Annotated in this window: 12 protein-coding genes and 1 pseudogene; 4 read left to right on the forward strand and 9 right to left on the reverse strand. The window is 71.7% G+C overall.

Annotation, left to right across the window (positions count from 1 at the left end):
- Positions 1-148: 148 nt before the first annotated feature.
- From E2C06_RS11310 to E2C06_RS11330, 5 genes are all read right to left on the reverse strand, one after another.
- Positions 149-877: a capsid assembly protein gene (locus E2C06_RS11310; RefSeq protein WP_133288714.1), complete on the reverse strand. Its 729-nt coding sequence runs from the start codon at positions 875-877 to the stop codon at positions 149-151.
- A gap of 5 nt (positions 878-882) precedes the next feature.
- A complete protein-coding gene (locus E2C06_RS11315; RefSeq protein WP_133288715.1) occupies positions 883-2,286 on the reverse strand; it encodes a portal protein in 1,404 nt (467 codons plus the stop codon).
- Between the two features lie 3 nt (positions 2,287-2,289).
- The gene (locus E2C06_RS11320; protein WP_133288716.1) at positions 2,290-2,511 is read right to left on the reverse strand and encodes a hypothetical protein; all 222 of its coding nucleotides are present in this window, start codon (positions 2,509-2,511) and stop codon (positions 2,290-2,292) included.
- A 142-nt stretch (positions 2,512-2,653) separates the two neighbouring features.
- Entirely contained in the window at positions 2,654-3,109 is a 456-nt protein-coding gene (locus tag E2C06_RS11325) for a hypothetical protein (protein ID WP_133288717.1), read from the reverse strand.
- Complete coding sequence (locus E2C06_RS11330; RefSeq protein WP_133288718.1) at positions 3,106-3,546, reverse strand: hypothetical protein; 441 nt, start codon at positions 3,544-3,546, stop codon at positions 3,106-3,108. The genes E2C06_RS11325 and E2C06_RS11330 overlap by 4 nt, the downstream gene beginning before the upstream one ends.
- Before the next feature lie 178 nt (positions 3,547-3,724).
- Between E2C06_RS11330 and E2C06_RS11335 the strand changes: the two genes are divergently transcribed.
- Positions 3,725-4,372 (forward strand): S24 family peptidase, encoded by a 648-nt coding sequence (locus E2C06_RS11335; protein ID WP_133288719.1) that lies wholly within the window; start codon positions 3,725-3,727, stop codon positions 4,370-4,372.
- Between the two features lie 147 nt (positions 4,373-4,519).
- On the opposite strand, the gene E2C06_RS41050 is transcribed toward E2C06_RS11335, so the two are convergent.
- From E2C06_RS41050 to E2C06_RS11345, 3 genes and pseudogenes are all read right to left on the reverse strand, one after another.
- A complete protein-coding gene (locus E2C06_RS41050) occupies positions 4,520-5,353 on the reverse strand; it encodes a phosphatidylglycerol lysyltransferase domain-containing protein (RefSeq protein ID WP_370451432.1) in 834 nt (277 codons plus the stop codon).
- A gap of 264 nt (positions 5,354-5,617) precedes the next feature.
- Positions 5,618-6,496 (reverse strand): annotated as a pseudogene (locus E2C06_RS41055) (lysylphosphatidylglycerol synthase domain-containing protein); the annotation flags it as partial.
- Positions 6,493-8,103 carry a lysine--tRNA ligase gene (locus E2C06_RS11345; protein ID WP_133288721.1) on the reverse strand — a complete coding sequence of 537 codons (1,611 nt, stop codon included), beginning with the start codon at positions 8,101-8,103 and terminating at the stop codon, positions 6,493-6,495. The gene E2C06_RS11345 and the pseudogene E2C06_RS41055, both read right to left, overlap by 4 nt.
- A gap of 137 nt (positions 8,104-8,240) precedes the next feature.
- On the opposite strand from E2C06_RS11345, the gene E2C06_RS11350 reads away from it, so the two are divergent.
- On the forward strand, positions 8,241-9,239 hold the full coding sequence (locus E2C06_RS11350; RefSeq protein ID WP_133288722.1) for an aspartate-semialdehyde dehydrogenase: 999 nt from the start codon (positions 8,241-8,243) through the stop codon (positions 9,237-9,239).
- Positions 9,240-9,361: 122 nt separating this feature from the next.
- Positions 9,362-10,378, forward strand: coding sequence for a D-cysteate sulfo-lyase (gene cuyA, locus E2C06_RS11355; RefSeq protein ID WP_133288723.1), 1,017 nt, complete (start codon positions 9,362-9,364; stop codon positions 10,376-10,378).
- Between the two features lie 23 nt (positions 10,379-10,401).
- On the opposite strand, the gene E2C06_RS11360 is transcribed toward cuyA, so the two are convergent.
- Complete coding sequence (locus tag E2C06_RS11360; RefSeq protein ID WP_165982334.1) at positions 10,402-11,139, reverse strand: YbaY family lipoprotein; 738 nt, start codon at positions 11,137-11,139, stop codon at positions 10,402-10,404.
- 220 nt (positions 11,140-11,359) lie between these two features.
- On the opposite strand from E2C06_RS11360, the gene E2C06_RS11365 reads away from it, so the two are divergent.
- The gene (locus E2C06_RS11365) at positions 11,360-12,862 is read left to right on the forward strand and encodes a flavin-containing monooxygenase (RefSeq protein WP_133288725.1); all 1,503 of its coding nucleotides are present in this window, start codon (positions 11,360-11,362) and stop codon (positions 12,860-12,862) included.
- Positions 12,863-12,878: the final 16 nt, after the last annotated feature.

Below are 12,878 nucleotides of genomic sequence, written 5' to 3' on the forward strand. Positions count from 1 at the left end.
CCGGCGCAGCCGCCCGCCCCCGGAACGGGGCACCCGCGCGGCAGGCCGCGCGAGCGCCCCGTGCGGCGGGGCGAGCGTCAGGGGGGTGGGGCGCTCGAGCCCCGCCGGATCAGCCAGGCGAGATCGCCGGCGGGGATCCCGCCCGCGGTCAGTTGCCGACCAGGCGGCGGAAGCCGTCGGTCACGCGCTGGATGAACTGCGGGTCGCGCGCCCGCCAGTAGCGCGGGTCGCGCATCATCGCCCGCAGCTCCGTCTCGCTTTCGGCCGCGGGCGCGACGGCGTCGCGGCCGAGGCCGGGCTCCTGCCCGCGCATCATCTGCTCCAGCGCCATGACGCCCTCGGCGGTCGAGGACAGCGCGGCATAGACCGGCGGCGGCAGCCTGGCCTGGCCCCAGGCGGCGAGCTGCGCGGCCATGCGGCGGAAGCCGTCCTCCCCGCCATAGTGCTGGATCAGCACGGCGCGCTGCCGGTCGGCCTCGTATTGCGCCGCGGCCTCGGCGATCAGCGGCAGCAGGCGTTCGGCCGCCAGGTCGTACACCAGCTGCGCCTGGTCGTTGGTGAAGTGGGCCGCGTGCAGCCTTCCGTTGATCTCGGCATCGGCGCAGCAGAGGTCGTGCGGCGCGGCGATGTCGTAGCCCTCCGGCGCCTCGGGGATGCCCATGGCCTGGCGGAAGCGGGTCAGCTCCTCGGGCGGCGCGTCCGGTGCCGGGCGGCCGGCGCGCTGCGACATCCGGCGCTCGAGCTCCAGGTAGGATTTCAGCAGCGCGTCGACGCGCACCGCGCCGGCCGCGTCGCGGAACTTCTCGGGGATGTCCTTCGGGGGCAGCTCCGGCATCAGCGGCGCGGCGTCAGTCGGCTGCAGCAGGTCCTCGGGCATGCGGGTCACTCCCGGATGGGGTTGTTGGGAACAAGCACATCGGCCGGCGCGCCGAGCGTCTTCGCCAGCCAGCGCGTCGCGGCGGCGGCATCCAGCTGCGCCGCGGCATCGCCGCCGAGCGAGCCGACCGCCTGCAGGAACAGCAGCGTGTTCGCCGCGTCGGCGCGGCCCTGCAGGCGGGCCAGCGGGCTTTCGTAGCGCAGCGCCACGTCGCGCCCGTCGAGCCGCAGCGGCGGGATCTCGCCGCGGCGCCTGAGGATCGCCAGGCAGCGCGTGACGAGCGGCGTCAGCAGCTCGGCCTGCAGCCTTCCATAGGTCGCGCCGAGCAGCCGCGATGCCTGGGCGCCGCGTTCCAGCACCTCGGTCGCCGTCATCGGCGCCGATTGCAGCGGGCCGATCCGGTCGGCCAGCAGCGCGGTGCGGATGCGCGCGCGCAGGTCCTGCAGCACGAGCTGGGAAACGTCGAAATTGCCGGGTGCGGCCAGCGGCGTGAGGCCGGCGCTGCCCGGCGCCTTCGGGATGATGGCACCGGGGACGAGCTTCACCGTATCCGGGTTCAGCACGCCGTCATCCTCGGCCTGCCAGATGCCGGTAACCGCGATGGAGGCGTTCTTCAGGGCCAGCTCGACCACCTTGTTGGCGGTGCGGATGTCGGGCAGCGCCTTCATGACGGGGCCGCGGCCATAGGTCTCGCCCGGCGCCTTCAGCCAGCGGAAGGCGATGGCCGGGCTTTCGGCGAAGCGGCCCTCGGCCAGCAGCAGCGGCGCAGCGGGATCGGCGAGGATCGCGGCGTAGCGGGTGGTGCCGCGGTCCGGCCAGACCGCTTCCAGCACCGGGTGCTGCGTCGGGTCCCCGGCGTCGCGGGTCAGCGCGGCGGGCAGGGCGGCGCCGGGGAAGCGGGCGCGGAGCTGCGCCGCGGTCAGCCGCGCCTGACGCCAGATGGTGGAGAGCCGGCCATCCGGCCCTTCCTCCAGCACCGCGGTCCGCACCGGCACCGCGGTGAAGCGCAGCGCCGAGGCCTCGCCGAGCGGCGCTTCCTCGACCAGCAGCAGCCCGGTCCCGGCGACCACCAGGTCGAGGAAGGCCTGGTGCATCTCGACGGTGAAGTTGGACCGGTCGAGATGCCCCTGCAGCGCCGCCGCTGCGTCCTCCAGGGCCTCGGCCGCAGCGCGGTCCTCGACGGGCCGGGCGGGCGCCAGCCCGAACCAGCGGGACCAGGGCGGGGTCAGCTCCGCCAGCAGGGAGGCGGCGAGCTGCTCGGCGCCATCCGCCGCGGTCGCGTCGAACAGCGCGGCGCCGGCGGCGGGGCCGGGCAGGACATGGTCGTAGCAGGCCTGCCAGAGCGGCTCGAGCGGGCGGCGCCGCTCCACCGCCGCGGCGTGGCGGGCAAGGATCTCGGTCGGGTCCATGGCCTATTCCCCCAGCAGGGATTTGCGGGAGGTGGCGGGCAATGCCCCGAGCACCCCGCGGGCGGAGGTGGCGATGGTGCCTTCCAGCCCGCGCGCGGCGCGGTCGCGGGCGGCGGCGCGGGCCGCCTCGCCCTGCTGTTCGGGCGGGGGCGGGGCCGGAGCCGGCCCGGGCTGTGGCGCCGGCGGGACGACGACCGGCTTCGGGGCACGGAACAGGCCACCCATGCGCGTCACCTCGATCTGTTGGGGATGCCGGGCCCGAAAAGCCCGAAGGCCCGCCCCTGGCGAGGGGCGGGCCTTCGGTGAGGTCCGGGGAGGGATCGGGAAGATGCCGCCGGGCGCAGATCGCCCGTTGACGAGAGAAGGATTAACGCGACAGACGCATTGGTGTCAAGATATTTTTCCTATCATTGTCGAGCGCCCGGAACAGCCCCCAGGGCGTCACCGCGAAGGGCGCGCCGGCGCCCAGCACGGCGCGGCAGAGCGCGACGCAGGTGAAGGGCGCGAGCGGCGGCAGCAGCCGCCAGCGCGGCCGCCCAGGGGCGAAGGGGCCGCGCACCGCGAAGCCGGCGCGGCGGTAGAAGCCGGGCAGGTCGAACTGTGCCGGCACCTCCAGCCGCGCCACCACCAGCCTGCCCGAGAGCGGGTCGAGCACGGTCCAGCCGGTGGCATCCGCCAGCACCGCGAAGCAGTGGCGGAAGCCTGGCCGCAGCAGGCGCAGCCAGGGCTGGTCCGCCGCGCCGCCGAAGACGATGAAGGCGCGCTGCCCGGCCTCCGCCGCGCGGCGATGCGCCGGCTTGGCCGGCGGCGCCGCGGCGGTCACCGTAGCTTGCCGGGAAAGCTGATGATATCAGCGGACTCCGGCATCGGCAGCGCCGGGCCGTCGACGATGCCCTTCACCCGCAGCGGCCAGTCGAGCCGCGCCATTGCCTCGCGCCACAGCCGCGCATCGCCGCCTTCCCGCGGCGCGCGCGGGTCGGGCGCCTGCTGCCGCTCGCCCCAGATCCGCAGGATGCGCGCATGCTGCAGGTCGATGCGGCGCTGGCGGTACAGCCGGTCGAGGCATTTCACCACGTCGTCCGGCTCGCAGGGGCGCTGCACCAGGCCGGCGCCGGAGACGATGCGCGCGCCGTCGCGCCGCGCGATCAGCGCCGCCATGGTCCAGAACCAGGCTTCCTCCGCGTTGCGGAAGGCTTCGGTCCGGCTGCGCGGGGAGAAGGTGGCGGCGGGGCGCGGGGCGGTGGTCCTGGGGGGCGTCATCGGGGGGATTTTCCTCTCTCCTGGCGTGAACATTTCGGGAACATATTCGCGTCACGATGGTGAGCGCAAGCGTAATTGAGGAAAATTAGCCTATTGCACTCTGACTCCGTCCCTAGGATGTTATCCCCATGATTCACAGCATGAGCGAGCCGGCCGGGTGCCGGGCAGGGACCACCCCATGACGCACGAGGATATCTGGCGCGCGCTCGACGCGCTGGCCGCCGAGAACGGGCTGTCCGCCTCGGGCCTGGCCCGCAAGGCCGGGCTGGACGCGACCGCCTTCAACCCCTCGAAGCGCATCGGCGCCGACGGCCGGGCGCGCTGGCCCTCGACCGAGAGCGTGGCGAAGGTGCTGTCGGCGACCGGCGCCGGGTTTTCCGACTTCGCCTCGCTGGTCACCGGCGTGGCGGCGCTGCCGCGCGGCGGGCGCGGCCTCTCGGGGCGGCGCATCCCGCTGATCGGCCTCGCCCAGGCCGGCGGGGAGGGCTACTTCGACGATGGCGGCTACCCCGTCGGCGGCGGCTGGGACGAAATCTCGGTGCCGGAGATCGGCGACCCGAATGCCTATGCGCTGGAAATCTCCGGCGAGAGCATGGAGCCGGTCTTCCGCGACGGCGACGTGGTCATCGTCTCCCCCGGCGCGCCGGTGCGGCGCGGCGACCGCGTTGTGGTGCGCACGCAGAAGGGCGAGGTGATGGCCAAGGAGCTGAAGCGGCAATCCGCCAAGCGGGTCGACCTGCGCAGCCTGAACCCGGCGCATCCGGACTACAGCTTCGAGATCCCGGAGATCACCTGGATGCACCGGGTCGTCTGGGCGACGCAGTAGGGCGGGAAGACGGTCTCGGGGAGGGAAAGCTGTTCCCTTCCCACGTTCCGCCCTTCCCGTGCCTGAGCCGGGTGCCGGCGCGCGGAGGGTACTGGACCTGGGACGACAGACGCGCGGAACGGGGGAGAATACCGCTCCCCCGGCTTTTCAGGCCGCCCGGCTGCGCTCCAGCTCTTCCGCCGCGCGGCGCATCTCCGGCGGCAGCAGCGGCCGCAGGCTTTCCAGGTCCCGCTCCGCCCGCAGCGCCAGGTAGCGGGGCGTCTCGCCCTCCCGCTCCCGCAGCGGCACCGCGTGCAGGCCGATATCGGCATAAACCCTGAGGTAGGCGGGCCCGACCCGCCAGAAGGCGGCATCCACCCCGGCCCGCTCGCAAAGGTCGCGGAAGCGCCAGATCGCCGAGATCGCGTCCTTCCGCTCCCCCGCCGGGTCGCCCAGCGCCAGCCAGACGCCCTCGCGCCTGAGAAAGGCGAAGCCGGCCCGCTCGCCCTCGCCGAAGACCGCGCCATCGGCCTCCCGCGGCGCCAGCCCGCCGAGCGCGGCGATGCGGGACCGCGTGGCCGCGTCCCAGGCCAGCGGCGCGAAGCGGGCCGGCCGCAGCAGCCGCACCATGCCGACCAGCAGCAGCACGCCGGTCAGCCCCACGGTGAAGCGCAGGCTGTCCGGCGCGAGTTCGGAGAAGACCACGCCCCACCAGGCGGTTTCCGAGACGCGCCCGCCATAGGCCACCAGCGCCAGGGTGATGCCGCAGGCGGCGACTGCGGTCAGCGGCACCACGGCTTCCGGCGAGAGCGGCTCCCGCACCAGCCGGCTGTCGCGGTAGAAGGCGGCGCGCAGGCTGGCGACCAGCCCGGCCAGCAGCAGGAAGGCGCCCCAGAGCCACCAGGCCTCGCCGCGCACCCACCCGATCACCGCGCCGTTCAGCAGCAGGAAGAGGCTGAAGCCCCAGGCGATGGTCAGCCGACGCAGCAACCCATAGGCCATGACCAGCAGCAGCGAGCCCACGACCGAGGCGGCGAAGTGGGAGGCAAGGGCTGCGGCATGCCCCGCCCATTCCTCGATGATCGTCCCCTTGGTCGGCAGCGCGCCGAGGAAGATCAGCAGCGCGCCGGCGAGTGCGACGAGGGAGGCGATCGCCGGCACCTCCAGCGTCTCGCTCCCCCGCCCGAGCGCGGTGACCCGCTGCAGGACGTTGCGGCGCTGGCCAAGCTCGAAGCCGACGAAGAGCGTGCCGGAGATGAACAGCGGGATGATGTAGTAGTACAGCCGGAAGACCAGCAGCGCGCCGATCACCTCCGGCGCCGGCATGTAGGGCTGCAGGCCGAGCAGGACGGCGCCGTCGAAGACGCCGAGGCCGCCCGGCACATGCGCGGCGATGCCGGCGGTATAGGCCGCGAGGTAGATGCCGACGAAGCGCAGGAAGGTCAGCCCCTCCGCCTGCGGCAGCAGGATGTAGAAGATGGCCGCGGTGATCGCCACGTCCACGGTGGCGAGGCCGGTCTGCATCAGCGCCATGCGCGGCTCGGGCAGGTCGATCTCGTGCCCGAACAGCCGCACGTGACGCTTGAAGCGGCTGAGCACGACATAGGTCAGCACGATGCCCCAGAGCGGCAGGGCCATGGCCTGCAGCGCCCAGTGCGGCAGGTGGGTGCCGAACCAGGGCACCACCTCCGGCTCGAAGACCAGCACCAGCCCGCCGAGGGCCATGCCGCCGAGGCCGTAGGTCAGGCTGGTGAAGCCGACCACCTTGGCGATCTCGAGCGGTGTCAGGCCCCAGGCGGAATAGAGCCGGTAGCGCACCGCGGCGCCCGAGACCGCGGCGAAGCCGAGGTTGTGCGCCAGCGAATAGCCGCAAAAGGAGGCGAGAAAGGATTTCGGCCAGGAGACCGGCCGCCCGGCATAGATCGATCCCAGCTTGTCGTAGACCGCCAGCACCAGGTAGGCGAGCACGGTGAAACCCGCCGCCTTCCACAGCGCGCTGGCCGGCAGCGCTGCCATGGCGGTGCGGATCTCGGCCACCGACAGGGTGCGGAATTCGCGCTGGACGACGAAGATGGCGGCGACCAGCAGGACCACGCCGAAGACCGCGGGTCCGTTCCGGCGCAGCCAGGCGAGTCGGGGGCTCACGCGGCAGGTGCCTCACGCGGTGCCAGGTCCTCGCCCGCTCCGCGGGCCAGCGCGGTCTCGATCAGCCCGATGGTGCCGGGAATGCCGTAGAGCGCGACGAAGCCGCCGAAGCGCGGGCCTTCCTGGGCGCCGAGCAGTACCTGATAGAGGCAGGCGAACCAGTCGCGCAGGTTGGCGAAGGGGTGGCGCTTGCCGACCTCGTACAGCAGGGTCTGGATCGCCTCGGCGTCGCTGTCCTCGGGCAGGCTGCGGAGCACCTGCAGCAGGTCCTCCAGCGCGCCGCGCTCGAGCGTGCTCGGCGCCCGGTGCTGCCGGGTGGGCGCCACGAAGTCGCGGAAATAGGCGACGGCATATTCGACCAGCCGGGCGAGCATCGGGCTGCTGTCCGGCGTCACCCCCGGGGCATAGCGCCGGATGAAGCCCCAAAGCATCTCGGGCTCATCCGCATTCACCACGCTGGCCAGGTTCAGCAGCATGCCGAAGCCGATGGGCGAGCCCGGGTCGTTGCTGCTGCCGTTGTGGATGTGGAAGGCCGGGTTGGTCGGCTCCGGCTGGACCCGCAGCTTTTCCAGGTGGCCGAGGTACTCGTCGACCGCGCGGGGGATCACGTCGAAGAACAGCCGCTTGGCCCGCTGCGGCGACTGGTACATGAAATAGGCGAGCGATTCCGGCGGGGCGTAGCGCAGCCATTCCTCGATGGTCAGGCCATTGCCCTTCGACTTGCTGATCTTCTGGCCGTTCTCGTCGTTGAACAGCTCATAGGTGAAGCTGGCCGGCGGGGTGCCGCCGAGCACCCGGCAGATCTGCCCCGACAGCTTCACCGAATCGATCAGGTCCTTGCCCGACATCTCGTAGTCGACGCCGAGCGCGAACCAGCGCAGCGCCCAGTCGGCCTTCCACTGGGCCTTGCAGTGGCCGCCGGTGATCCGGGTGCCATGCCGCTTGGCCGTAGCCGGGTCGACCCAGACCAGCAGGTCGTCCTCAGGGCGCACCTCCTCCATCGGCACCTGCATGACCACGCCCGTCTCCGGATGGATGGGCAGGAAAGGCGAGTAGGTGGCTTTTCGTTCCGCGCCGAGCGTGGGGAGGATGACCTTTTTCACGGCGTCGTGCCGTTCCGCCATCCGCAGCAGGGCGGCGTCGAACCGGCCGCCCCGGTAATAGTCGGTGCTCGACGCGAATTCGTATTCGAAGCCGAAGGTGTCGAGGAAGGCCTGCAGCCGGGCGTTGTTGTGGGCGCCGAAGCTCGGATGGGTGCCGAAGGGGTCGGGGATGGCGGTCAGCGGCCGGCCCAGGTGTTCGGCCAGCATCGCCTTGTTCGGCACGTTGTCCGGCACCTTCCTGAGGCCGTCCATGTCGTCCGAGAAGGCGATCAGCCGGGCCGGCAGGCCGGTTATCCGCTCGAAGGCGCGGCGGACCCAGGTGGTGCGCGCCACCTCCCCGAAGGTGCCGATATGCGGCAGGCCGGAGGGGCCATAGCCGGTCTCGAACAATGCTCCCCCCGGGGCGCCTTCCGGTTTCGGGTTGGCGGCCAGGCGATCGGCGACCTTGGCGGCCTCCTCGAAGGGCCAGGCCTTGACGTTCCGGAGGGATGGATCGGCTGTCATGCGTGGGCAGATGGCAGGGGGCGGCGGCGGGGTCAACGCAGGCCGGCCCCGCAGGCAAGGCAGCCATCGGCGCTTGACGGTGGCAGTTCCGTGAAAGCCGCGCTAAACGGCCATTCCCCACGAAGGAAAAGGGTGTCATGCGGGTCGGCGTGATCGGTGCCACGGGCGCGGTCGGGAAGGAATTGGTCGAGGTCCTGGGCAAGCGGCGCTTCCCGGTCACCGAGCTGAAATTATTCGCCTCCGCCCGCAGCGCCGGCCTGAAACAGCAGACCCCCTGGGGCGAGGTGGCGATCGAGGAATACTCGGACGCCGCCGCCTCCCGCCTGGACCTGGCCCTGCTGGCCGTCTCCGGCGACTTCGCCAAGGCGCATGCCCGCAAGCTGGCGGCGCAGGGCGTCGCGGTGGTCGATAATTCCTCCGCCCTGCGGCTGGAGGACGACGTGCCGCTGGTGGTGCCGGAGGTGAACGGCGCCGCCATCGGCAACCACAAGCTGATCGCCAACCCGAACTGCACCACCGCCATCCTGGTGGTGGCGCTGGAGCCGCTGCGCCAGGCCTTCGGCCTCAAGCGGGTCATCGTCTCCACCTACCAGGCTGCCAGCGGCGCCGGGGCGGAGGGCATGGCCGAGCTGGAGCAGGAGACCCGCCGGGTGCTGGTCGAGGGCGGCCGCCCGGGCCACCACGTGTTTGCCCACCCGCTGCCCTTCAACGTCATCCCGCAGATCGATAGCTTCCAGCCCAATGGCTACACGCGGGAGGAGATGAAGGTCGCCTGGGAGAGCCGGAAGATCATGGGCATGCCCGATCTTCTCGTCTCCTGCACCGCGGTCCGCATCCCGACCTTCCGGGTGCATGGCGAAGCCGTGACGATCGAGTGCGAGCGGCCGGTGACCCCGGAGGCGGCCCGCGCCGTGCTGGCCCGGGCTGCCGGCGTGAAGCTGGTGGATGAGCCGGCGAAGCAGCTCTACCCCATGCCGATCACCGCGACGGGCCAGGACGATGTCGAGGCCGGGCGGGTGCGAGCCAATCCCGTGTTCGGCGAGTTCGGGCTCGATTTCTTCCTCTGCGGCGACCAGTTGCTGAAGGGCGCGGCGCTGAACGCGGTGCAGATCGCCGAGCGGATGAAGCTGGGCTGAGGCCCGGCCGCGGGCGTCCGCAGCGGCGCCCGCGGATGCTTCGCGTCGCCCCGCCCTCGCCCGTCGCGGCGATCGGGGCTAGCCTCCGCGCCCGATCGACCGGCCGGAGGAACCCAACCGCCATGAACCTCGCCCGCTTCCCGCGCATCCGGCTCGGCCACATGCCGACCCCGCTCGAGCCGATGGAGCGCCTGACGAAGCACCTCGGCGGCCCGAAGCTCTGGATCAAGCGGGACGACTGCACGGGCCTGTCCACCGGCGGCAACAAGACGCGGAAGCTCGAATTCCTCTGCGCCGACGCCATCGCCAAGGGCGCCGACATCCTGATCACCCAGGGCGCGACCCAGTCCAACCACGCCCGCCAGACCGCCGCGGCGGCGGCCAAGCTCGGCCTCGCCTGCCACATCCTGCTGGAGGACCGGACCGGCTATGCCGACCCGGCCTATACCGAGTCCGGCAATGTGCTGATGGACCGGCTGCACGGCGCCAGCGTCTCCCGCCGCCCCGGCGGCGCCGACATGCAGGCGGAGATGGAGGCGGTGGCGGAGGAGATGCGCGGCGCCGGCCGCAAGCCCTATGTCATCCCCGGCGGCGGCTCCAACCCGGTGGGTGCGCTCGGCTATGTCAACGCGGCGCAGGAACTGGTGACCCAGGCCTCCGACATGGGGCTGCGGATCGACCACCTGGTGCATGCGACGGGCAGCGCCGGCACCCAGGCCGGGCTGGTCGCGGGCCTGGTCGCGCTGAACAGCGGCATCCCCGTGCTCGGCATCGGCGTCCGCGCGCCGAAGCCGAAGCAGGAGGCCAATGTCCTGGCGCTGGCCGAGCGCACCATGGCGCATCTCGGCCTGCCGGCGCTGGTCAAGGCGGAACACGTGGTCGCCAACTGCGACTATGTCGGCCAGGGCTACGGCATCCCGACCGAGGGAATGGTCGAGGCGGTGAAGCTGGTGGCGGAGCAGGAGGGCATCCTGCTCGACCCGGTCTATTCCGGAAAGGGCATGGCCGGGCTGATCGACCTGATCAGCAAGGGCTTCTTCGGCAAGGACCAGAACGTGGTCTTCCTGCATACCGGCGGCCAGGTCGGCCTGTTCGGCTACCCGCAGGCCTTCGGCCTGGCCGCCGACGCCGCGCGCTGAGGCGCCGCGACTGGCGCATGAGGCTAGTGGCGCACGAGGCGGGCCAGCGGCTTCGCCTCGGCATCCAGCAGCAGCAGCCAGCCTTCCGGCGTGATGCGCCAGCGCCGGGTCTCGGCCAGCGCCTGCAGGAAGCGCCGCTCCTGCTCCCCCACCGCCGGGGCGCAGGCCATCATGGTGGAGATCATCTGGCCGAAGCCGATGGTCTCTCCCGCCAGGGTATAGCTCCCGGCGATGCGGTTGCAGCCGCCGGAGCCGCTGACCCCGCCATCGGCGCCGAAGGTGAGGGTGGAGCGCACCCGGTCGACCACGCCGCGACCGTCGATGTCCTCGGCGACCCAGTCGGGCCCGACCAGCGGCGGGGCGGCCCCGGCGACCGGTGCCGGGGCCGGCGCGGCGACGCGGACCAGGCGCAACTCCGCCGTCTTTCCTGCGCCGCGGGTCAGCACGGGGTGGATGGTACCGGTGCGGAAGATCATCCGCCCCTCGAGCCCGATCGTGCCGCGGACCGCATAGGTATGATTCGGCTGGATGCGGGCGGGATCGTAGGGCAGGGCGAAGCCGACCGGCACCTGGCCCCCGACCGGGATGCGCGCCTCGGCCAGGGTCTCGGCCGGCGCATCGGCGCGGGAGATGTCCTGCAAGGCCACCGCCAGCACCGCGCCGGGCGGCAGGGCCATGCGCTCCCGACAGGGGGCGATGCCGCGGATCGCCGGCGCCTCGGCCCGGGCGCAGCCCGCGGCGGCCAGGCCCGCCGCCAGCATGATCACGCTCCGCCGTTCCATCGCCCGCCCCCGCCCGGTCCGTCGCGCCGAGGTTACAGCCGGATAGGGGCGGCAGCAGGGCCGCGGATCGTTGTCGATCGACCGACCTGATGCCAATCAAGGGCGCCTGGGGCTTTCCGTTCCACCAACCATCCATGCGGTGCAAACTGCCGGCAAACGGCTAGGCTGGCCGCCAAGCAATCAAGGAGGACGAGCAGCGATGTCCGAGGCAGCAACCCTCGAGCGGCCAACGACCCGGCCGGCCGAGCAGGTCGACGTGCTGATCGTCGGCGCCGGCATCTCCGGCGTCGGCGGCGCCTATCACCTGAAGACCCAGCGCCCCGGCACCAGCTTCGTGGTGCTGGAGAGCCAGGAGACCTTCGGCGGCACCTGGTGGACGCACAAGTATCCCGGCATCCGCTCGGACAGCGACCTGCATACCTTCGGCTACCGCTTCAAGCCCTGGACCGGCACGCCGATCGCGACCGCCGACGAGATCCGCAAGTACATGGGCGACGTGATCGAGGAGAACGGCCTCGACCGCCACATCCGCTACAACCACCGGATCAGCAGCGCGAGCTGGTCGAGCGCCGAGAACCGCTGGACCATCGAGGCGACCCGCACCGACACGGGCGAGCCGGTGGTGATCAGCGCCCGCTTCCTTTGGATGTGCCAGGGCTACTACCGGCATTCCGAAGGCTACACGCCGGAATGGGCCGGCATGGACCGCTTCAAGGGCCGGATCATCCACCCGCAGACCTGGCCCGAGGGCCTCGACTACACGGGCAAGCGGGTGGTGGTCATCGGCTCCGGCGCCTCGGCCGCCACCATCGTGCCGAACATGTGCGACAAGGCCGCGCATGTGGTGATGCTGCAGCGGACGCCCACCTATTTCCGCACCGGCCGCAACGCGATCGAGATCGCCGAGGAACTGCGCGCGCTGCAGGTGGACGAGCACTGGATCCACGAGATCGTCCGCCGCAAGATCCTGCTGGAGCAATCGAAGTTCACCGACCGCTGCTTCGCCGAGCCGGAGAAGGTGAAGGCGGAGATGCTGGCGAACCTGCGCTCCATCCTCGGCCCCGACTATGATCTCGACAGGCACTTCACGCCGGACTACCGGCCGTGGCGGCAGCGCATCGCCTTCGTCCCCGATGCCGACCTGTTCCACGGCATCGCCTCGGGCAAGGCGAGCGTCGTCACCGACGAGATCGAGACCTTCGACGAGGGCGGCATCCAGCTGAAGTCGGGCCAGCACCTCGACGCCGACATCATCGTCACCGCGACGGGCTTCCACCTGAACGTCCTCGGCGACATCGACTTCGCGGTCGACGGCAAGCCGCTGGCCTTCCACGACACGGTGACCTACCGCGGCATGATGTTCACCGGCGTGCCGAACATGGTCTGGGTCTTCGGCTATTTCCGCGCCAGCTGGACGCTGCGGGCCGACCTGGTCGGCGACTTCGTCTGCCGGCTGCTCGGCCACATGCAGGAAAAGGGCGCCGAGCGGGTCGAGGTCGCGCTGCGGCCGGAGGACCGGGACATGCCGCTGCTGCCCTGGATCGACCCGGAGAACTTCAACCCGGGCTACCTGATGCGGGGGATGCACCTGCTGCCGAAGCGCGGCGCCAAGCCGGAATGGCAGCACACCCAGGACTACTGGGCGGAGAAGGACATCTTCCCGGCCATCGACCTGGACGGGGCGGAGTTCGTGTACAAATAGCCCCGGCGCCGCCCGG

This window comes from Dankookia rubra (genome assembly GCF_004355005.1).
Classification (GTDB): domain Bacteria; phylum Pseudomonadota; class Alphaproteobacteria; order Acetobacterales; family Acetobacteraceae; genus Paracraurococcus; species Paracraurococcus ruber_A.